We start from the raw sequence: 21,598 nt of genomic DNA on the forward strand, positions 1-21,598 counted from the left end.
GAACATCAAGATGAAACCTTAAGCCCAAAGCTGGTGACGCGGGGTTTCCACATTTCTCCGCGGTCCGGATGCTGGCACGCGTGTATCATGTAGTTTAGTTATGAGACCCATATAGCTGTCCGCATTACAAATCATCGCGTCTGGATTTGTCGGCAATCCTCTAAAGCGGATCTTTCCTGACTGAAAATATTCGTCGACATCTACGTATCCCGCTGATGGATGTTGGTGTGAAAACATATCGGAATCGGTACAATCCACAGTACCTGCAGCACGATGGCTCAGTTCATGGCCAGCGATCCAGTCACACAAACCTGGACTATCTTTTAGGAACTTGCGGTTTATCCTTACTGTTCCAGGAAACAGTGTCTTCCCGGTCCACATATTGCGGACAGTTGAATGGCCTTTTTCCGCAAGCTTCCGCGTGGGTGTCATCATGACACAGCCAAGGGCGCCATTCAACTCGGCCGTTTCCTTAGCGCCCATCAGCTTGATGGTGACATCGCCACGCGTATCGATATGCATACGCGATAGGGCGCGTTTTATGGTGGCGGCCTGCTCAGGCGAAGGACCGGACAGCGGAAGGAGAAAACACTCGGCCGCTATTCTCCGGGTGCGTTCGTCCCAATGGCCCGCGACAGCGTCGCACGCCGATTGAATCTTTACTCTTTCGCTCTCGACAATTTTCTTTAGTGTTTGGACTTCCTTCGCCGTGGCGGGGGCCTCGTCCTCTCGGGTTTCGACGGTCAAGCTGCCGCCTCCCAGCATTCGCGTCGGATGGGACTTTTGCCACGCCGATCTTCGAGAGTTGACGGCAAATGGGATGTTGGAACCGTTGTCCGCATGGAAAGCCCGCGCTGAGGTCGGAGCCGATCGAACCGGTGCAATGTGCATGCTGAACCTTCGTGGATTTGATTTTAGTCTCTATTCAGGAAGAGTTGCGCCGGGATTAATCCCTCATCCTGAACCGCAGCCGCCAGCCGAGCGTGCAGCCTCGTATCGCGAGAAACACCAGGAAAGCGATCCACAACCCGCTATTGCCCAGCAGCGGCGCCAATACCGCCCAGCACAGCAGGAAAATCGCGAGCGACAGCAGCATCATGTCGCGCATATCGCGAGACCAGCTCGCGCCGATGAAGATGCCGTCCATCTGGAAAGCCACGGCACCCGCCAGCGGCATTAACGCCGCCCAGCCGAGTGACTCCATTGCCGCTTGCCGCACCAAAGGCGCGCCGGTCAGCACTGCCACGAATGGCCGCGCGATCGCGAAATAGGCCAAGGTGAGCGCCAATCCGCTCGCGAGACTCCAGCCGAATGTAAGGCGCACCGCGCGGCGGAACCCAACTCTGTTGCTTGCGCCGATCATGACCCCGGCAAGCTGCTCCGCCGCCGCCGCGAACCCGTCCAGACAATTGGCCGCCAGCGCGAAGAACTGCATGTGAATGGCATTCGCCGCCAACACCACCGCCCCGAAAGCCGCGCTCTGCCGCGTGAAGAAAGCGAAAGCGAAGAGCAGCGCGAGCGTGCGGATGAGAATGTCGCGATTGAGCACGCCCATGCGCCGCCAGCCGTCGCGATCGGATAGCGCGATGCGCGCACCCGCCGCGAACAGTCCGCTCCATCGCCACAGCAAAAGCAGCCCCGCCGCGAAAGCCACCGTTTCGCCGGCGAAAGCGGCCATGGCCGCGCCCCTTACGCCCCAGCCCAGCGCCAGCACGGTCCAGGCGCAGACCGCCATATTGGTGCCATTGAGGAGAATCTGCAGCGCGAGACCCCAGCTGGCACGCCCGCGCCCGAGCAGCACGCCAAGGATCGCGTAATTGCCCAGCGCCATTGGCGCCGAAAGGATACGGATAAGCGTATAATCACGCGCCGCGGCAAAGACCCGCCCATGCGCCCCTAGCAGCGGCAGCCCGAACCGCGTCTCCGGCCCGCTCAGCGCGACGATCACCGAACCCAGCAGCATCGCCAGCACGAGCGCGCGCAATTGCACCGCGCGCATCTCCGCCACATCCCCCCGGCCCATCGCCTGCGCCACAAGGCCGAGCGTTGCACTGCGCAAAAAACTCAGGCTCGTCAGCAGGAGGTCGAAGAGTATCGCGGCGATGGCGATGCCGGCGGAGAGTTCCGGGTCGGCCAGCCGACCCACCGCCGCCGTTGAAACCACGCCCACCAGCGCCGTGCTGAGATAGGCCAGCATCATCGGCAGGGCGATGGCCAGTACCGCGCGATGCCCCGGCATCTCCGTCTCGATGCCAGAGGCTCCGCTCACGCCCACCGATCAGCCGATCGCGGCCTGGGCCTCGGCCAGCGTCAGCCGGCCATCATAGAGCGCGCGGCCGATGATGACCCCCTCGATGCCCGGTGTCTCGGAGGCGACAGCGCGCAGCGCCCGCAGGTCCGCGACGGAGCCCACACCCCCCGAGGCGATCACCGGCGTTGTCACCGCGCGCGCCAGTGCTGCCGTCTGGTCGAGGTTGAGGCCGGACAACATTCCGTCCCGCCCGATATCGGTGAAGATCACCGCCGCTGCCCCGGCATCCTCGAAGCGCAGCGCCAGCTCGATCGTCGTGATGGTTGAGGTCGCGGCCCAGCCCTCGGTCGCCACCATGCCGTCCCTCGCGTCGATGCCGACCGCGATGCGGCCAGGAAACCGGCGGCAAGCGGCACGGACCAGCTCGGGGTCCCGCGCGGCGATGCTGCCGAGGATGACCCGGCGAATGCCGGCGGCGAGCCACGCCTCGATGCCCACCATATCCCGAATGCCGCCGCCAAGCTGCACCGGCACCTTGGCGACGCCCAGAATAGTGGCCACCGCGTCGCCATTCCGCGACCGCCCGGCGAAGGCCCCGTCGAGATCGACGACATGCAACCACGTCGCCCCGGCGTCCTGCCACGCCTCCGCCTGCGCGCCTGGATCGGTAGCGTAGACGGTCGCCTGGTCCATTTCGCCCTGACGTAGCCGCACGCAGGCGCCGCCCTTGAGGTCGATGGCCGGGTAGACGGTGAGGGGCTGATCACGGGGCAGGGCGGGCAAGGCGCGTTCAGCTCTTCCGTTGCAGCAACTTATAGAAGTAATGGCCCGCGATGATCTGGCCGCCGACGCGGGCATAGGCGGGATGGGTGCCCCAGCGCTGGTAGCCGAGACCCTCATAGAGCGCGATGGCGCCCTCATGTGTCTCGCGCACATCGAGGTTCAGCACCTGATAGCCCAGGCTGCGCGCCCGTTCCTCCACCCGCAACGCAAGCATCCGGGCAAGGCCGAGACGGCGGGCATAAGGCGCGACAAAGGCCTGGGTGATGACCGCGGCCATCGCCTGCGCCTCGTTATTCCGCGACGGACGGACAAGCTGGGTCGAGCCGCAGACGATGCCGTCCACTCGCCCGACATAGACCTCGCGCTCCGGCACCATGAGCAGGCCGCGGAAATAGCTCTCCAGCACCTGCCGCCCCGGTGGCGTGATCCAGCCGAAACCGCCGCCGTCGATAATGGCGGCATCCGTCGCCTCGCAGAGGGCGAGCAGGTCCTCCTCGTTGAACGACGAAATCCGCTCCACCGAGAGCTTCGCCGTCGGCTCGCGTCCGATCGCCCGAGGTTCGAGATCGGCGGGCAGCGCCGCGGACTGAAATGCGGTGTCGTCGTCGATGGCGCTCATGGCGACCAGCCTAGGAAATTGCCGAGAATGCGCAGACCGGTGGCCTGGCTCTTCTCCGGGTGGAATTGCGTCCCCGCCCGATTGCCCGAGGCCACGATAGCCACAACCGGACCACCGTAATCCGTCGTCGCCAGGCATTCCTCCGCAGCACCTTCAGCCAGAGCGAAGCTATGGACGAAATAGGCGTGGTCCCCGCGCTCCAACCCATCGAGCAAAGGATGGCTGCCAGGCTCGAAGTCGAGCTCGTTCCAGCCCATTTGCGGCAGCCGAAGGCCGGGCGCGGCCATGCGCGAAATCTCGCCGCCAATCCAGCCGAGGCCAGGTGTCGTGCCGAATTCCAACCCGCGCTCCGCCATAAGCTGCATGCCGACGCAGATGCCGAGGAAAGGCGCGCCGCCCGCGACCGCGCTTTCGATCGCCGGCCGCAGCCCGTCCACCGCGTCGAGACCGCCCATGCAATCCGCGAAGGCGCCCTGGCCCGGCAGCACGATGCGGTCGGCCTTAGCCACCATCTCGGGATCGGCGGTGATCACCACCTCGGCGGCGATCCCAGCCCGCTCCGCCGCCGTGGCAAGCGCCCGGGACGCGGAAGCGAGGTTGCCGCTGCCATAGTCGATAACCGCGACCTTCATCCGGCGAGCGATCCCTTCGTCGATGGCACGCGATCGAGCTGCCGGGCATCCGGCTCGACCGCCATGCGAAGCGCCCGCGCAGCGGCCTTGAAGCAGGCCTCGGCGATATGGTGATCGTTGCGCCCCGCCCTCTGGATCAGATGCAGCGCGAAAAGCCCGTTGGCGGAGAGCGCCCGAAAGAACTCCTCGAACAGCTCAGTATCCATCTCGCCGATCTTCGGCCGGGTGAAGCGCACCTGCCAGCCAAACGTGGCGCGGCCGGAGAGATCCACCGCCGCCTCAACCAGTGCCTCATCCATCGGCACCACCGAATGGCCGTAGCGCGTGATGCCGCGCTTCTCACCGAGCGCCTGCAGGATCGCCTGGCCGAGCACGATGCCAACATCCTCGACGGTATGGTGGAAATCGACGTGAAGATCGCCCTGCGCCTGGATGTCCAGATCGAACAGCGCGTGGCGGCCGAGGGCGGTCAGCATATGGTCGAAGAAGCCGATGCCGGTTGCGGCGCGCACCTCGCCGGTGCCATCCAGATCGAGGCGAAGGGTGACCTCGGTCTCCGACGTGCGGCGGGTGAGGTGATGGCAGCGGGCAGCCGGAGGGGCGGGCGCATCCATGGCGCGTTCATAGTCCATTAGAGGTTGCCTGTCGCGCCCGGACGGTGCCCGGCATATGACGATCCCGAGCGGATCAAGCACGCACCAAGGTCCTTCCGGGGCCGGGAAGACCTCATCTCAGCCGCGCCGCGCCGGCAGCAAGCCCACGCGGGCCTCGACCTCAGCGACAATCGGATCGGCGATCGAAGCCGCCCGCACCGCACCGGCCGACAGGATGGAGTCAACGTGGTCCGGATCGGCGAGCAGCCTCTTCGTCTCACGCGCGATAGGGGCAAGCTTGGTGACCGTGAGTTCGGCCAGGGCCTCCTTGAATGCCGAGAAACCTTGGCCGCCGAACTGTTCCAGCACCGCCGTCGCCGTCGTCTCGGCCAGAGCCGCATAGATGCCGATGAGATTGCGCGCCTCGGCCCGCCCTTCCAGGCCCGCTGGCTCGCTCGGCAGCGGCTCGGGGTCAGTGCGCGCGCGCCGGATCTTGGCGGCGATAACCTCGGGCTCGTCATTGAGGTTGATCCGGCTCTGGTCGGAGGGATCGGATTTCGACATTTTCTTCGTGCCGTCGCGCAACGACATGACACGCGTCGCTCCGCCGATGATCAATGGCTCGATTGTGGGAAAGAACTCGCCGCCATAGTCGTGGTTGAATTTCTGGCCGATATCATTGGCCAGCTCCAAATGCTGCTTCTGGTCATCCCCAACTGGTACCCGGGTAGCGTGATATGCCAGGATGTCAGCGGCCATGAGATTGGGGTAAACATAGAGACCGGCCGACGCCGCCTCACGGTCCTTACCCGCCTTATCCTTGAATTGGGTCATGCGGTTCAGCCAGCCTAGCCGTGCAACGCAATTGAAAATCCAGGCGAGGCGGACGTGGGCCGGAACGGCCGATTGATGAAACAGGATATGACGGTCGGGATCGACACCACAGGCAACGATAACCGCGGCCATTTCCCGCGTCTGGCGCCTCAGCGCTTCCGGCTCCTGCCATACCGTGAGCGCATGGAGGTCAACGACGCAATACAAGCATTCGTGGTCGGATTGCAGGGCGACCCAGTTCCGGATGGCGCCAAGGTAATTGCCAAGAGTTGGGATTCCGGAAGGCTGGATCCCCGAGAATACGCGTTGCATGGACCTTGATCTCCTGTCGCCGGCGGCGGCTTTTCCGCGCAACTGGCGGGAACGTCAATCGCCGAACCACCGGGCAGACGCGATGCTGCGCCGCGCCATGCAAGTTGACCGATCGGTCAGCTCGTCTCTAAAGATTGCGCCGTCGCCTGTAAGTGAGCGTTAGGATGGCCCGAATGAGGCTCCGCTACCCCGCCGCCGCTTTTCTCCTTGCCGGGTCGCTCGCTGCCAGTGGCACGGCTGCCCGCGCCCAGATGGGTGGTGGACCGCCTGCTGTTGGTGTGGTGAAGGCCGAGCTGAAGCCGATCTACCAGTCCAGCCAATATGTCGGCCGCATCCAGGCGATCAACCGCGTAACACTCCAGGCCCGTGTCATTGGCTTCCTCGAGCAGCGGAATTTCAAGGAAGGCAGCGACGTCAAGAAGGACCAAGTTCTCTTCGTGATCGAGCAGCCGCCCTATAAGGCAGCCGTGCTCCAAGCCCAGGGCGCGGTCGCCCAGGCTCAGGCCCAGCTTCGCAATGCGACGATCAGCCTCGGCCGTTCCCGCACCCTGCTCAATACGCCAGCCGGCCAGCAATCCACCGTGGATACCGACGTCGCGACAGCCGGGTCCAATCAGGGGCAGCTCATGACGGCGCAGGCGCAGCTCCTGCAGGCCGAAATCAATCTCGGCTATACGACCATCGCTGCCCCCGTCGATGGCCGGATCGGCCTTTCAACCGACCCCGGCAACGTCGTCTCGCCCACCAGCGGCTCGCTCGCGACGATCGTGAGCCAGGATCCGGAATACGTGCTCTTTCCGGTGTCCGAGCTCGCCTTGAACCAGCTTCAGGATGAATATTCCGGCAAAGGCGGCCTCCAGGCGCTGACCGTTAAACTTCAGCTCCCTGACGGCAAGATGTACGACAAAACGGCGAAGATCGACTTCTCCGGCATCTCCGTGAGCTCCTCCACCGACACCGTGACACTGCGCGCGGTGGTGGCCAATCCGAACCGCGGCGCACCTGACGGAACCGAGGGCAATCGCACCCTCGTGGATGGCGGCTTTGTGACCGTCTACCTGCAGTCGGCCTCGCCCGAGCAGCAGATCACCGTGCCACGCTCGGCGATCCTGGCCGACCAGCAGGGCGACTATGTCTTCGTCGTTGGGGCCGATTCCAAGGCCCAGCGCCGCAACGTCACGCTGGCTGATTCGGCGAATGTCCTGGCCGTCGTCACCTCCGGCCTCAAGCCCGGCGAGACCGTTGTCGCCGACGGTGTACAGCGGGTGAAGCCGGGCGCTTCCGTCAAGCCGGTGCCCTATACGCCGCCCAATTACGATGCCTCGGCTGGGACGAGCGGAACTGCCAACTAGATGATTTCCTCCGTCTTCATCGATCGGCCGCGGCTCGCCGTCGTCATCGCGGTTCTGATCACGCTCGCCGGCTTGCTGGCGCTGCTGCGCATCCCTGTCGCGCAGTTCCCCGACATCGTGCCGCCGCAGGTCTCGGTCACCACCAGCTATCCGGGCGCTTCGGCCGCCGTGGTGGAGGCGACCGTCGCGCAGCCGCTCGAGGCGCAGATCGTCGGCGCTGACAAGATGCTGTACATGCGCTCGTACAGTGGCAACGACGGCAGCTACAGCCTGACCGTCAGCTTCGCGCTCGGCACCGATCCCAACATCGACGTGGTGAACGTCGAAAACCGCGTAACCCAGGCGCTGTCGCAGCTCCCGCAGCAGGTCCAGCTCGAAGGCGTCCAGCTGCGGCAGAAGTCTTCCGCCATTTTGCAGTTCGTTATCTTCTCGAGCCCGAAGAAGACGCTCAAACCGCTCTTCATCAGCAACTACATTACGATCAACGTGCTCGACGTGCTGTCGCGCACGCCGGGCGTGGGTCAGGCCTTCCTGTTCGGCGCGCAGAACTACTCGATGCGTATCTGGATGAACACGGCGCGGCTGACCCAGCTCAACCTGGCGCCGCTTGACATCATCAACGCGATCAACAGCCAGAACGTGCAGGCGGCGGTAGGCACCATCGGTGCCGAACCAATCGGTCCCGAGCAGCAGTTCCAGGTCAATATCCAGACCCAGGGGCGCCTCGTCACGCCGACACAGTTCGGCAATATCGTACTGCGTGCCAACCAGGACGGCTCGATCCTGCGCATCAAGGATGTCGCGCGAATAGAACTCGGCGCGCAGAGCCAGGACACCCAGGCGCAGCTCGACGGCGCGCCGGCGCTGGGCATCGGTATCTACCTGGAACCGGGCGCCAATGCGGTCGCGACCTCGCAGCGGGTGCGCGATGTCATCGCCGATCTGTCTAAGCGGTTCCCGCCGGACCTCAAAGCCCAGGTCATCTACGACACCAGCGACTTCGTGAACGACACCATCCACGAGGTGGTCAAGACCATCCTGGAAGCCTTTGCCCTCGTCGTGCTCGTCGTCTTCCTATTCCTCGGCGGCAATATCCGGGCGACCATCATTCCCGCTGTCGCGGTGCCTGTAAGCCTCATCGGCGCCTTCGCGATCCTGCTCGCCCTCGGCTTCTCGGCCAATACGATTTCGATGCTGGCGCTCGTCGTGGCGATCGGCGTGGTGGTTGATGACGCGATCGTCGTGGTCGAAAACGTCGAACGCGTCATGGAGGAGAGACCGGATTTAACCCCGGCCGATGCCACCAAGCTCGCGATGCGGCAGATCTTCGGCCCCATCATCGCGATCTCGCTGGTGCTGCTGTCGGTGTTCGTACCGGTAGGCTTCATCCCCGGCCTGTCGGGCCAGCTCTTCAAGCAATTTGCGGTCACCATCAGCGTGACCATGTTGATCTCGGCCACCAATGCGCTGACGCTTTCGCCCGCCCTCTGCGCGCTCTTCCTGCGACCGGTGAAGAATCGAGAGACCCGCAAGGGACCCTTCTCGCGCCTCAGCCGCGGCATCGACCATGTGCGAGACGGCTACGGCAATGTCGTCGCGCGCCTCGTGCGCTTCGCCCTGCTCGTGGTTCCCGTCATCGCGATCGCTGCCGCAGTGGTTCTGTTCCTGGCAGCGCGAACACCCGGCGGCTTCCTTCCTGAAGAAGATCAGGGCGCCTACTTCACGGCTGTCCAGCTCCCGGACGGCGCATCCATCAACCGCACACAGGGGATCGTCGATCGCGTCGCCGGCATGATCAAGGCCGAAGACGGCGTCGCCCACGTTATCTCGATCGTCGGCTACTCGATCCTGGACGGCGCGGCGGAGCCTAACGCGGCCTTCGTCGTGGCGAGGCTGGCCGGCTTCTCCCATCGCACCCATCCCGCGCAAACGGTCAACGCCTTGATCGGCCGCATGTTCGGTGAGTCTCAGCAGATCCTCGGGGCCAACGTCTTCCCGTTCAATCTGCCGCCCATCATCGGCCTCTCAACCGGTGGCGGCTTCGAATACCAGATGCAGGCGCTAAACGGGCAGGAGCCGCAGGACATGGCCTCGGTCCTCGGCAGCCTGCTCGTTGCGGCCAATACCGACCCGCGCCTCAGCCGTGTCTTCTCGACCTTCTCGGCCAGCAACCCCTCGGTCTATCTCAACATCGACCGCGACAAGGCGCAGGCGCTCGGCGTCAATATCAACGACATCTTCACTACGCTCCAGGCGACGATGGGCGGCTTCTACATCAACAACTTCAACCTGTTCGGCCGCGTCTGGCAGGTCAACGTCGAGGGCGAGGGCAAGGACCGCAACGCCTTTGCCTCCTTGTGGAAGATCTACATTCGCAATGCCCAGGGCGACATGGTGCCCCTGCGTTCCCTCGCGACGATGAGCATCGTCACGGGTCCACAGGTCATCACGCGCTACAACAACGTCCGCTCGGTCACGATCGACGGCTCGCCGGCACCCGGCGAATCCTCCTCGCAGGCGCTCGCCGCGATGGAACAGATTTCCGACAAGGTGCTGCCCAACGGCTATGGCTACGAGTGGACAGGCACCGCCTATCAGGAGATCCAGGCGGGCGGACAGACCGGCATCGTGCTCGCGCTCGCCGTGCTCTTTGCCTATTTGTTCCTCGTCGCTCTCTATGAGAGCTGGACCATCCCGATGTCCGTTCTGATCTCGGTGGTGGTCGCCGCCGTCGGCGCCTTCATCGGACTGACTGTCACCGGTCTGGCTCTCAATCTCTATGCCCAGATCGGCCTCGTCACCCTGATCGCGCTCTCGGCCAAGAACGGCATTCTAATCGTGGAATTCGCCAAAGAGCAGCGCGAGATGGGCAAGCCGATCCGTCAGGCGGCGGTCGAGGGTTCCAAGCTGCGATTCCGCGCGGTGATGATGACATCCTTCGCCTTCATCCTCGGCCTCGTGCCGCTGGTGATCGCGACGGGCGCGGCGCAGATCAGCCGCCGCTCGGTGGGCACGCCGGTGTTCTTCGGCATGATCGCCGCGAGCTTCGTGGGCATCTTCGTGATCCCGATGCTCTACACGGTCTTCCAGACCATGCGCGAATGGGCCCGCGTCCATATCTTCCGCATGAAGGCGATGGAATTCCACGAAGCACCGCACGCTCCGCCTCCAAGCGAACCTCTACCGGGGCCCGAGCACCACTAGAGCAGAATGTCTCTGATCCGGACGGTGCTATTTCACCCCGTCATGCTCTGCAAAGGCCGAGAATCCACGCCTTCGTGGAGCGAGCAAGGCGTGGATGGCACGCCTTCGCGTGCCATGACGGATCTTTGGGTCGCGGTTCAATTGGATCACCACGCGGCCTAGCTTGGCGCCTTTTTAGGCCAGTGTCGCCAGCGCTCGCTCGAAGATCACCGGATCGACATTGCCGCCGCTGAGAACCACGGCGGTCGTGCGATCCCGTCCGTCAAAGGCGCCGGACAGCAAGGCGGCAAGTCCAATCGCGCCACTCGGTTCCAGCACGAGTTTGAGGTGCAGGAACGCGAAAGCCATCGCCCGCAGCACTGCGTCATCGGTCACCACCACTCCGCCCGCCAGCCGCTCGCGGTTGATCGCGAAGGTGAGTTCGCCCGGAGACGCCGACATCAGCCCATCGCAAAGAACCGAACCGCCATCGCCGTTCTGCTCCCGCTGGCCCGACAGCAGCGAACGGCGCAGATCGTCCCGCCCCTCCGGCTCCAGGGCATAGACACGAGCCGACGAGAAATCATGCTCCAGCGCCAGTGTGCAGCCCGCGATAAGACCCCCGCCGCTTACCGGCACCAGCAGCGCATCGATGTCGAGCCCCCCAGCCGCCGCATCCTCGGCGAGTTCCAGCGCGGCGGTTGCCTGGCCGGCGATGACATGCGGATGGTCAAAGGGCGGGATGACCGCCGCGCCGATCCGCTCTGCCTCCGCGCGGGCCAGCGCTTCGCGATCGTCTCGCAGACGGTCGAAGGGAATGACGGTCGCGCCCCAGCCGCGCGTCGCGGCGGTTTTGATCGCTGGCGCATCGGCCGGCATGAAAATCGTGGCCGGCATCCCCACCGACGCCGCCGCATAGGCGACTGCCTGCGCATGATTGCCCGAGGAAAAGGCGACGACCCCCGCGCGATGGCCCGCTTCCGCGAGGCTCAGCACCGCGTTCATGGCTCCGCGCAGCTTGAAACTGCCGGTGTGCTGCAAAGCCTCGGGCTTGAGCAGAACGGTGCCGCCGATGGCGCGATCGAGCACCGCGCTCCGCAGCAGCGGCGTATGCCGCACCCGGTCACCGATCCGCGCGCGGGCGGCCATAAGGTCATCATAACTGGGCGGCATCATCGTCAAGGCGCGTCTCCTGAGGGCAAACGTGTCAGCAACTGGCCTGCGTTCGGACCCGCGGTGATGGCATAGAGGGTATAACTCTCGCCAATCCGGCCATGGCGTCCGCGTCCGATATCGCCGGTCTTCGCGATCGCCGACCAGGGGGCCGCGTCGGGCGCCGTGCGGCGGCGATCGGTCCGCACGAGCAAGCCGAGTGCCCCAGGCGCAAGGGTGGCGCGCGGCAAGCGGAACAGGAACCAACGCGGGTCCTCGGCCACCAGCGGCAATGTCGCCGGCAAGCGCAAGGCGAGTTCGCCCGCCAGGCCATATTCATCGACAGCGACGAAACTCGCCTTCATCGCTTTTGCGCGATCCTCCACGGTGGCGGCGAAAGGCGCCCAGCCACCAAGCACGCGAATCGTCGGATCGCTCACTCCACCGAGCGGCAGCGGGCTCCCTATCGCTTGCACGTAAACGAGGAGGGTTAACGCGAAACCAAGCCCGATCGCCGGCCGCAAGATCCGCGCTGTCAGCGGCACGGCGATCGCGGCGATGACGGCGGCCGGATAGACGATCTCCGGCCAATTCCCCTGCACCCGGTCACCCAGCGCGTGCTGCACGAAGACGAGGGCGGGCAGCACGCCCAGCGCCACGAGCAATCCCGCCGCCGGGTCGCGCGTCGAAACGGCGCGGCGCGTCGCCGTCCACAGACCCATCACGCACAGCACGAAGATGAGCGGCGTCGCCAAACCAAGCTGCCCGCCAATCAGCTCGCCAAGGAACTGCATGGCGCGCGCCGGATGCCAGGAGCCTGTGCGGCCTCCCTGTTTGAGGAAACTCGCCCAGTGATGGTCGGCATTCCACAGGATGACCGGCAAGAACAACAGCAGCGCCAGCAGCAGCCCAACCCAGGGCCGTGGATCCCGCAGCCAGCGCCGTCCCGCCGGAAGCAGCAGCAACCAAAGCCCAATCCCCGGCAGCAGCAGCGCCGCGGTGTATTTGCTGACGAGCGCCAATCCCGCTGCGACCCCGACCGCAATCCACCACCAGCCCGAATCGCCGGAAACAATGCGCGCCATCGCCCAAAGCGTGGCGATCCAGAACAACAGCAGCGGCGTATCGGGCGTCATCAAGGCGCCACCCGCGCCGAACAACAGCGTCCCGTTGAGCAGCGCCGCCGAGGCATAGCCTCGGCCCGCACCCAAACGCCGTGCGGCATCCTGGATCATCAGTGAACCAGCCGCCGCCGAAAGCGGCGCCAGCAGCCGGATGCCGCAACCCCCGTCGCCGCAAAGCGCCGTGCCAATCCTCACCCACAGCGCCACCATCGGCGGATGGTCGAGAAACCCCGGCGCCAGCGCGCGCGACCATATCCAGTAATAAGCCTCGTCGGGCGACACCGGTACCGCCGCCGCCACTGCGAGCCGCAGCACCGTGAGGCCGCCAATGGCGAGAAGGAAAAGGGAATAGTCGGAGGGGCGGCTGCGGCCAGTCATGCTGGCCGCAGCCTATGCCCGAGGCTCAGGTCGTGCGCCAGACCAGGGTCGAGGACACCGCATAGTTCCACACCACGCCGATCGCGGCGCCAATCGCGGCTGCGGCGATACCGCGATGCCCATCCGAATAAAGCGCCGTTGCGATGCCGATATTCGCCACCGCGCCAAGGCCACAAACAATCATGAACAGCACCAGACCACGCAACAGCCGTGCCCCGCGCAGCCGGTGCGTCCGATAGGTCAGCCGATTGTTGAGCTGGAAGTTGAAGAGCATGGCGATCGCGATCGCGATAATCTCCGCCGTCAGAAAGTCGAGGCCGCTGGCGCGTCCCGCAAGCATCACGGCGAGGTTCACCACCATGCCCAGCGCCCCCACCAACGCGAACGCGACGAACCGCAGCGGCACCACGCCGCCCAACCCCTTATCGACCAGCAGTGCCGCGAACTGGATCATCACCAGCGTATCGAGCTTGCTCTCGCCAGCCTCCCGCCGGTGGAACTGACACGGGATCTCCAGCAGCTGGAGGCGACGCGGTGCGGAGAGAATCACGTCGAGCAGGATCTTGAAGCCCTGGGCGGAGAGGCGGGGCGCGATTTCCTCGAAAAGCGGCCGAGGCATCATGAAGAAGCCGCTCATCGGGTCGCTCACCTGCATCGGCAACACCCGCTGCGCGATGCTGATCCCGGCATTTGAGATCCGATGACGCATGGCGGAGGACAGGCCGTCATTCGACCCACCCAGCGCATGACGGCTGCCGATCGCGATGTCGCAGCCGCCGGCCCGCAGCCGCGCCAGCATGGTGGGCAGCGCCGTCTGATCATGCTGCAAATCGCCATCCATCACCGCGACAAACGCGGCTGAGGAGGAGAGGGCGCCTTCGACCACGGCAGAAGAGAGGCCTCGGCGACCGATCCTGCGGATACAGCGTACCCGCGGATCCTGCGCCGCAATGGCCCGCGCGGCGGCGGCCGTGCCGTCGGGGCTGTCGTCATCGACGAAGATGATTTCCCAGGCGACGCCGGGAAGGGCGGCCGCGACCCTCTCGACCATCGGCGCCACGTTCGGCCGCTCCTTGAAGCAGGGCACAACGATGGACAACTCCGCCACCGTCGAGATGGCGGGGGCCATGCCCTCGGGCCTCGCCCAAGGGGCTGAGGCTGCTGCGGCGCCCTGCTCAGAAATCGATCGGTCCATGACGAGGTCGTTCATCCTGCGGAACCCTCCTGCCGGCAACAGGGACGTTGAGGGCGGGTGCCGGTATCCTCTGGATTTCAGGCAGCATTTAGGCGTTTTCGGGATGCCATCCGGGCGGCGCCATCTCGAAACCCGCAAAATCGAAGGCCGGTGCGACGATGCAGGACACGAGCGTCCAGTCCCCTAGGCTCCAGGCCCGCTGCCATTCATCGGCAGGAATGCTGTGCTGCAACTCCTCGCCGGCCCCGAGTCCTGGCCCGAGCCGCACCGCCGCAACGGGACCGCTCAGCGGGGCGCCCTCCAGCATTAGCGGCGCCCCGGCATGCCAGAGCCAGATCTCGACGGCATCGACCTTATGCCAATGGCTAACGACACCGCGCGGCAGCAGGAAATAGATGGCCGTCACGGCACCGCGTCCACCGACCGTTTCCGACGGCGCCCGGAAAGTCTCCCGGTAGAAGCCACCCTCGGGGTGGGGGATCAGCTGGAGCGAGGCGACGACCTCCTCCGCCGATATGTTTGCAACACCGAAAATCACGGCTCCTCGCGAGCGGGCATGGGAGTGGTCTCCGGCGCCTTCTGACCCGCAGCCGGTCGAGGCCGGCAAGTCGATCCAATCAACCGCGCTATACTCGAAAGCACGCTGTCATGGCCGTGAGTCATCGTTAGGGTAGAAATTGATTGTTTCCCAGAGGATCGTAGGAAGAAGAAGTTTCTAGCGGGTAACGAAATCGAGATATGGTAACCGACACGAGAGCGTTCCTTGATTGACGATCTAAACATATCGAGGGTTCGTAAAAAACTCGTATCCGCTGCCATCTATTCTTGCGGAAGCATGCTGTGAGCTTGCTGCGGCGGAGCGGCTAGCCGGCTTTATTTCCCGCTCCCGCCCGCGCACCAACGTGAGCAGTCATCCCGGCGGCGCCGTCTGCGCAATGCCATCCAGCCGCGAGAAGGTTTCGAACCAATGGGCGAGGCGCGGCGTATGGTCCCGCCACTTATCGCCCGCGAACCGAAAGTCGAGATAGCCCAGCGCGCAGGCAACGGTGATGCCGCCAATGTCGGGCGTTCCCACAGGCGGCGGCGAACCCTCCAGGGCCTCGATCCCGCGCTGAACCGCCGCCTTCTGGCGCGCAATAGCGGTCGTGCGCGCCGCTTCCTCGGGGCGCGCAGACTCCATGCGCGCCAGCACCGCGGCCTCCATGATCCCGTCGGCCAGCGCCTGGTTTCGCAGCGCCTGCCAACGGGCGGCGCCATGGTCCGGGAAAAGCGGCGGCGCGTCGCCTACGCTGTCGAGATACTCGCAGATCAGCGGGCTGTCGTACAGCGCGACCCCATCCTCGGTGAGCAGGCACGGCACCTTGGACAGGGGATTAGCCGCGAGCAACCCGCCCGGCGAGGAATGCGGATCGGTCGTCATACGCTCGATCCGGCTATCCAGCCCGCGAGTAATCGCACAAGCCACCACCTTGCGAACGAAAGGGCTCGTGGCCGAGTAGAAAAGCTTCATGCGGAATCCCCGGCGGCTTCGGTCAAAGAGAGGGAGGGGGCCGTTCAGCCCTTGAAGACATCCTTCGCCGCCCGCAGCCGTCCAAAGGACGCCGCGTCGCGGGCGAGCAGGAAGGGGTTCACTGTCAGCTCGTCCCGTAGCCGCACCGGCAGCGTCTGCTCATGGGCCGCGCGCTTGCGGTCCACCGCTGCCGCCGTCTCGCGCAGCAGCGCGTTATCGGGATCGACATTCAGCGCGAAGCGGGCATTCGACTGAGTGTATTCATGCCCGGCGCAGATCAGCGTGTCCGGCGGCAGGGCGGCGATCTTGCGGAGGCTCGTGAAGAACTGCTCAGGCGTGCTTTCCGCCATGCGGCCGCAGCCAAGGCTGAACAGCGTATCGCCGCAGAACAGGATCGGACCATCTGGGAAAAAGTAGGAGATATGGCCCGAGGTATGGCCGCGCGTATCGATCACCCGCCCGCGCGCCGTCCCTAGGGTAACCTCGTCGCCTTCCGCCACCTGCCTGTCGAGCGGCGGCAGCCGGTGGGCGTCAGCCGCGCCGCCGATCACCGGGCAGTCGAAGCGCGCCCGCAGTGCGCCGACGCCGGCGACATGGTCGTCGTGATGGTGGGTCAGCAGAATGAGGTCGAGCCGTCCGCCCATTTCCTCGATCGCGCGGATGGCGGCATCGCCATCGGCTGGATCGACAAAGGCCACGCTGCCTGTGCTGTCGTCCCGCAGGATCCAGGCGTAGTTGTCGGAAAGCATGGGAACGCTGAATACGGACAGGGTCATGCGCCCCATGTAGCATCGCCCTCGGCGGTCGGGAATGGCCCGTTGGGGCCTCCATGCTCTAAGCTGAAAGCCATGGCACTGGACGTACACACCGCCGCCGACTTCTACGCCACTGCCCAAGGGGCGGTGGCGGCGCGGCTGGTCCGCGACAGGCTGGCACAGCTCTGGCCGCGCATGGAGGGGATGGCGGTCCTCGGCCTCGGCTACGCGCCGCCTTACCTGCGCGCCTGGCGTGAGGCGGCGCAGGTCACCATCGCGGTCACGACAGCGGAGCTCGGCGCCGCCCGTTGGCCGGCCTCGGCCGCTAATCTTTCCTGTATGGCGGAGGAGGAGGCGCTGCCCTTCGCTGGCCCGAGCTTCGACCGCGTGCTGCTCGTGCATGGACTTGAAGCTTCGGAGAACACCCGACGCCTCCTGCGGGAGATCTGGCGGGTGATGAAGGATGACGGCCGCCTGATGGTGGTCGCGCCGAACCGCCGCGGGATGTGGGCCTATGCCGAGAGCACACCCTTCGGCCACGGCACACCCTATTCGCCTGGCCAGGTCGGTCGGCTGCTGGCGGGCAGCCTGTTCCGCGTGGAGAATCGAGAGACGGCGCTATTCCTGCCGCCCACCGCGATGCGCCTCATCCTGCGCAGCAATCGCGTATGGGAAGGGCTCGGCCATCGCCTGATCCCGCAATTCGCCGGCGTCACGATCACAGAAGCAGTCAAGGACGTCTATTCGGCGATCCCGACAAAGCCGAACGCCAGCCGCCGCTTCGTCTTGGCCGAGGTGCCCTGAGGCAAGCCGAACGCCAGCCCACCTATTCACCTTGCCAGATTGGAGAAATCCTCGACATAAGGCTGAGGACGGCGTGTTCTGGGCATGCCGGGCGAGGAGACGTTCGGATGCTTCTGCTCATCATCATTATTCTGCTGGTCATCGTGCTGGGCGGTGGCGGCATGGGCTGGCGTCGCGGCTACTACCGCGAGCGCCCGCATTACGGCTACGGCACCGGCGGCCTGGGCTTGTTCCTCATCATCGTCCTCATCCTGTTCCTGCTCTTCGGCCACCACCGCTACTACTGAGCGCGATCGCCTAAGCCTTAGCCTCCGCCACGGTCGCCACCGCTCTTCGCGGAGGCGACCGCTTCTTCAGAACCTTTGCCGGCCGTATCTCCTGCACGCGTTCGCCACGAACCTGCATCAGGCGATGGGCGAGGAATCCCGTCACGGCGGCTTCCTCCGGCGTCAAGTTGCCAACTCCCTGGGTCAGCTCCTCTCGCGCCCGCTGCTTCAGCGCGCCGAGCAGGCTCCCATCCAGATAGCCGTCGAAGATCGCTGGGTGGATATAGCATTTCCGACAAATGGCCGGCGTATTGCCCAGCAACTTCGCCACCGCTTCCACAGCCCGCAACATGCTCTTCTTCGGCGGCAAACCCTCCGCCGCCGAAGCCAATTCCTGCAGCGCCAGCGCCGCCAGATTAGTCGCGGCCCAGGTACGAAAATCCTTTGCCGTGACCCCTTCGCCTGAGATCTCCCGAAGATACTCGTTAACATCCGACGAGCCGACGGCATGCGTCGCGCCGTTTTCATCGAGGAACTGGAACAACTCCTGCCCAGGCAAGTCTTGGCACTTGCGCACAATCCGCGCGAGGCGCTCGTCCTGCAGATCGATGTGGTGAGTAATGCCGTGCTTGCCCCGGAAATCGAGAACAAGCCTTCGCCCGCGCACCTTCACATGCCGGTTGCGCAGCGTCGTCAGCCCGAAGCTTTTATTGCTCTGGGCATATTCCTCATTGCCCACGCGCATGAGCGTGACCTCCAGAAGCCGCACGATCGAGGCAAGAACCTTTTCCCTCGGCAAGCCTGACCTCGCGAGATCGCTCTGCACCCGCGCCCGGATGGTCGGCAACACCTGGCCGAAGACCATCATATGCCCGTATTTCGCCTGGTCCCGCACCTCGCGCCATCGCAGGTGATAGCGATATTGCCGCCGCCCACGTGCGTCTTTGCCAACCGCCTGAAGATGCCCGTCCGGATCACTGCAAATCCAGACATCTCGATAGGCCGGCGGAATCGCCAGCTTGCGAATGCGATCGAGTGTCGCAGCATCACGCACGATCTTGCCGGACGGTCCCTTGTAGATGTTCCCACGTGCCGTGGTGGTGCGGCTAATGCCGGGCGTGCCGTCGTTGACATAATGCAGGTTCGCGGCCTCGGCCGCCCGCTCGACACTTTGATCGAGATCAATGAGACGCTTAAGCGCCGAGCTTCGGCGCGGCTGTTTCAACGATTGCTCTTGGGAGCCGCGCACAGGGGCCTGGGCCGCGGTCTTTTTCTTTGCCATAGTTCTGCAACTCAGACGTCAGGCCCAGCCGCGCAAGCGCCACTGTCACAAACAACAGCGTGAGGTCCCGCGTGACCGAATCCGTGATGCAGGGCCACGGCTACTACAATGCCCATTCCGAGCTGCAGGCGCGCTCGGCCCAGGCGAGCGATCCCATCCTCGACACCGCTCTGCGCGAACTCGCCATTCCCGCCACCGGGCCGATTACTTTGGCCGACTTCGGCTCCTCTCAGGGGCGCAACTCCCTGCGGCCGATCGGACGGGCACTGAGCGCTCTGATCGCGCGCGGAGGCGCCGATCGGGACTTCGCGGTCATCCACACGGATCAACCGCATAACGACTTCGCCTCGCTCTTCACGCTCTTGCAGGAGAGCCCGGACAGCTACCTCCGCGATCAACCCCATGTCTTCGCCTATGCCATCGGCCGCACGTTCTACGGCCCCTTGCTTCCCGCCGGCAGCCTGACCTTCGGCTGGTCGTCGATTGCGCTGCACTGGCTAAGCCGAAGACCGGCCATTGCCCCCAACCACCTATGGTTCGATCGCGGACCGCCCGAGGTGCGGGACGCCTTCGCGGCCGTAGCGGCGGAGGATTGGCAAAGCTTCCTCACCCACCGCGCAAAAGAACTCGCCCCCGGCGGCCAACTCGTTCTCGTCTCGGGCGCCAATGACGAAGGGGGCCAATGCGGTATCGAGGGCGTCTTCGATTTCGCGAATGAAGTGCTGCAAAGGATGGTAGCGGATGGAGCCGTGCCAAAAGCCGCCTACCAGGCCATGACCGTCCCCGTCCGCCCCCGCAGCCGCGCGGATTTCGAGGCACCCTTCCGAAGTGGCCTGCTCCCCGACCTGAAGCTCGAGGAAATCACGATTGCTCCGACCCCTAATCCCGCTTTGGACAACTGGCGCGCCGATGGCGACGCCGACGCTCTCGCCCAAGTCATGACCGGCTTCTTCGTGGGCGCCTTCGGGCCCACGCTCTTCGGGGACGATCAGCCATCGGAAAACGCCTTCGCCCTCCGCCTCCACCAAGCCATCGCGGCACAGCCGGAACAGGCCGCGCGAGAGCTTGTTACGGGCACGGTGCGCGTCTCCCGCTTGTAACGCCCCTCCGCGCAGCGCAAGTTTGGTGCGGAGGCCGAGGAGGGCCGGGCTATGATCCGTCTACCAGCGCCAAAGCAGGACGTTCTCGACCGCGCCCCTGAAATCGTGGCCGGACTGCGTGCCCTCCTGCCAGAGAATGGCGTCATCTCGGAGCCCCTACGGCTCAGCCCCTACGAGACGGACGGCCTCGCGGCCTACAAACAGCCACCCATGGCCGTGGTGCTGCCGGAAACGACCGAGCAAGTCGCCGCCGTGCTCGCATTTTGCCATCGCAACGGCGTGCGCGTCATTCCGCGCGGTGCTGGCACCAGCCTCTCCGGCGGCGCCCTGCCGCTCGCGGATGCCGTGGTCATTGGCATGATGCGGATGAACCGGATCCTCGACATCGATTATTCCGACCGCTGCGCCACTGTTCAGGCTGGCGTCACCAATCTCGGCATTACGGCCGCGATGCAGGATAACGGCTTCTTCTACGCGCCTGACCCCTCCAGCCAGCTTGCCTGCATGATCGGCGGCAATGTCGCGATGAATTCCGGCGGGGCGCATTGCCTGAAATACGGTGTCACCGCGAATAATCTCCTCGGCCTCAAGATCGTCACCATCGAAGGCGAAATCCTCGACATCGGCGGCGACCACCTCGACGCCGCTGGCTACGACTGGCTCGGCCTGCTGACCGGCAGCGAAGGCCAGCTCGCCATGGTCACTGAAGTCACCGTGCGGATCCTGCGCGCGGCCGAGGGCGCCCGCGCCATGCTCGCCGCCTTCCGGTCCAACGAAGTCGCTGGCGCTTGCGTCGATCGCATCATCGGCTCCGGCATCATCCCGGTGGCGCTCGAATTCATGGACCGCCCCGCCATCCACGCCTGCGAGGCTTTCGCCCATGCCGGCTATCCGCTCGATGCCGAGGCCATGCTCATCATCGAAGTCGAAGGCTGCACCGAGGAACAAGACGATCTGCTCGACCGCATCCGCGCGATCTGCAGCGAGTTCGATCCCATCAGCCTGCATGTCTCGACATCGGCGGAAGAAAGCGCCGCGATCTGGAAGGGACGCAAAGGTGCTTTCGGTGCCATCGGCCGCATCAGCCCCGACTACCTCTGCATGGACGGCACAATCCCGACCAGCCGCCTCGCCGAGGTGCTGCACCGCATGCAGCAGATGAGCGACGCCTGCGGCCTCAAAGTCGCCAATATCTTCCATGCGGGAGACGGCAACCTGCATCCCCTCATCATGTTCGACGCCAATGATCCGGACAGTTTCGCGCGCGCCGAGAAATTCGGTGCCGACATCCTCCGTCTCTGTGTCGAGGTCGGTGGCTGTCTGACCGGCGAGCATGGTGTGGGAATCGAGAAGCGTGACCTCATGGGTGTGCAGTTCAATGATGTCGAGTTGGACCAGCAGCGCCGAATCAAATCCGCTTTCGATCCCGACTGGCTGTTGAACCCCGCCAAGGTCTTCCCGCTGGCCGCATGA

At 64.8% G+C, this 21,598-nt stretch carries 18 protein-coding genes and 1 pseudogene; 6 read left to right on the plus strand and 13 right to left on the minus strand.

Going from position 1 to position 21,598, the window contains the following annotated elements; translation table 11 throughout:
* Positions 1–18: 18 nt before the first annotated feature.
* From GSQ92_RS05790 to trpS, 6 genes and pseudogenes are all read right to left on the minus strand, one after another.
* Positions 19–747 carry a hypothetical protein gene (locus GSQ92_RS05790; RefSeq protein WP_158805515.1) on the minus strand — a complete coding sequence of 243 codons (729 nt, stop codon included), beginning with the start codon at positions 745–747 and terminating at the stop codon, positions 19–21.
* A 199-nt stretch (positions 748–946) separates the two neighbouring features.
* Positions 947–2,269, minus strand: coding sequence for an MATE family efflux transporter (locus GSQ92_RS05795; protein ID WP_216850559.1), 1,323 nt, complete (start codon positions 2,267–2,269; stop codon positions 947–949).
* Positions 2,270–2,278: 9 nt separating this feature from the next.
* Positions 2,279–3,584: pseudogene (gene hisA / locus GSQ92_RS31570) on the minus strand (1-(5-phosphoribosyl)-5-[(5-phosphoribosylamino)methylideneamino]imidazole-4-carboxamide isomerase).
* 65 nt (positions 3,585–3,649) lie between these two features.
* Positions 3,650–4,285 (minus strand): imidazole glycerol phosphate synthase subunit HisH, encoded by a 636-nt coding sequence (gene hisH / locus GSQ92_RS05810; protein WP_159013118.1) that lies wholly within the window; start codon positions 4,283–4,285, stop codon positions 3,650–3,652.
* Positions 4,282–4,899: an imidazoleglycerol-phosphate dehydratase HisB gene (gene hisB, locus GSQ92_RS05815; protein ID WP_158805676.1), complete on the minus strand. Its 618-nt coding sequence runs from the start codon at positions 4,897–4,899 to the stop codon at positions 4,282–4,284. Before hisB ends, hisH begins: the two co-directional genes overlap by 4 nt.
* Before the next feature lie 117 nt (positions 4,900–5,016).
* The gene (gene trpS / locus GSQ92_RS05820) at positions 5,017–6,024 is read right to left on the minus strand and encodes a tryptophan--tRNA ligase (RefSeq protein WP_158805519.1); all 1,008 of its coding nucleotides are present in this window, start codon (positions 6,022–6,024) and stop codon (positions 5,017–5,019) included.
* A gap of 173 nt (positions 6,025–6,197) precedes the next feature.
* On the opposite strand from trpS, the gene GSQ92_RS05825 reads away from it, so the two are divergent.
* The gene (locus tag GSQ92_RS05825) at positions 6,198–7,376 is read left to right on the plus strand and encodes an efflux RND transporter periplasmic adaptor subunit (RefSeq protein ID WP_158805520.1); all 1,179 of its coding nucleotides are present in this window, start codon (positions 6,198–6,200) and stop codon (positions 7,374–7,376) included.
* A complete protein-coding gene (locus GSQ92_RS05830; protein ID WP_158805521.1) occupies positions 7,377–10,580 on the plus strand; it encodes an efflux RND transporter permease subunit in 3,204 nt (1,067 codons plus the stop codon).
* Positions 10,581–10,754: 174 nt separating this feature from the next.
* Here the strand turns inward: GSQ92_RS05830 and GSQ92_RS05835 are convergent, their stop codons facing one another.
* From GSQ92_RS05835 to gloB, 6 genes are all read right to left on the minus strand, one after another.
* Entirely contained in the window at positions 10,755–11,735 is a 981-nt protein-coding gene (locus tag GSQ92_RS05835) for a threonine/serine dehydratase (RefSeq protein WP_158805677.1), read from the minus strand.
* A 2-nt stretch (positions 11,736–11,737) separates the two neighbouring features.
* Positions 11,738–13,213, minus strand: a complete 1,476-nt coding sequence (locus tag GSQ92_RS05840; protein ID WP_158805522.1) for a glycosyltransferase family 39 protein — start codon at positions 13,211–13,213, stop codon at positions 11,738–11,740.
* Between the two features lie 25 nt (positions 13,214–13,238).
* On the minus strand, positions 13,239–14,423 hold the full coding sequence (locus tag GSQ92_RS05845) for a glycosyltransferase (RefSeq protein WP_371418071.1): 1,185 nt from the start codon (positions 14,421–14,423) through the stop codon (positions 13,239–13,241).
* A 73-nt stretch (positions 14,424–14,496) separates the two neighbouring features.
* Positions 14,497–14,946: a cupin domain-containing protein gene (locus GSQ92_RS05850; protein WP_371418072.1), complete on the minus strand. Its 450-nt coding sequence runs from the start codon at positions 14,944–14,946 to the stop codon at positions 14,497–14,499.
* 372 nt (positions 14,947–15,318) lie between these two features.
* The gene (locus GSQ92_RS05855; protein WP_158805523.1) at positions 15,319–15,918 is read right to left on the minus strand and encodes a glutathione S-transferase N-terminal domain-containing protein; all 600 of its coding nucleotides are present in this window, start codon (positions 15,916–15,918) and stop codon (positions 15,319–15,321) included.
* A 44-nt stretch (positions 15,919–15,962) separates the two neighbouring features.
* A complete protein-coding gene (gene gloB, locus GSQ92_RS05860) occupies positions 15,963–16,703 on the minus strand; it encodes a hydroxyacylglutathione hydrolase (protein ID WP_371418073.1) in 741 nt (246 codons plus the stop codon).
* A 63-nt stretch (positions 16,704–16,766) separates the two neighbouring features.
* Between gloB and GSQ92_RS05865 the strand changes: the two genes are divergently transcribed.
* Together GSQ92_RS05865 and GSQ92_RS05870 are read left to right on the plus strand one after the other, a co-directional pair.
* Complete coding sequence (locus GSQ92_RS05865) at positions 16,767–17,477, plus strand: class I SAM-dependent methyltransferase (RefSeq protein WP_158805524.1); 711 nt, start codon at positions 16,767–16,769, stop codon at positions 17,475–17,477.
* A gap of 107 nt (positions 17,478–17,584) precedes the next feature.
* Positions 17,585–17,764, plus strand: coding sequence for a DUF3309 domain-containing protein (locus GSQ92_RS05870; RefSeq protein ID WP_158805525.1), 180 nt, complete (start codon positions 17,585–17,587; stop codon positions 17,762–17,764).
* Between the two features lie 10 nt (positions 17,765–17,774).
* On the opposite strand, the gene GSQ92_RS05875 is transcribed toward GSQ92_RS05870, so the two are convergent.
* Complete coding sequence (locus GSQ92_RS05875; protein WP_254065888.1) at positions 17,775–18,968, minus strand: DNA topoisomerase IB; 1,194 nt, start codon at positions 18,966–18,968, stop codon at positions 17,775–17,777.
* Between the two features lie 128 nt (positions 18,969–19,096).
* Here GSQ92_RS05875 and GSQ92_RS05880 point away from each other — a divergent pair, with 128 nt between their 5' ends.
* A complete protein-coding gene (locus tag GSQ92_RS05880; RefSeq protein ID WP_158805527.1) occupies positions 19,097–20,125 on the plus strand; it encodes a hypothetical protein in 1,029 nt (342 codons plus the stop codon).
* Positions 20,126–20,176: 51 nt separating this feature from the next.
* Entirely contained in the window at positions 20,177–21,598 is a 1,422-nt protein-coding gene (locus tag GSQ92_RS05885; protein WP_158805528.1) for an FAD-linked oxidase C-terminal domain-containing protein, read from the plus strand.

It is taken from the genome of Acidisoma sp. S159 (assembly GCF_009766125.1).
Lineage (GTDB): Bacteria > Pseudomonadota > Alphaproteobacteria > Acetobacterales > Acetobacteraceae > Acidisoma.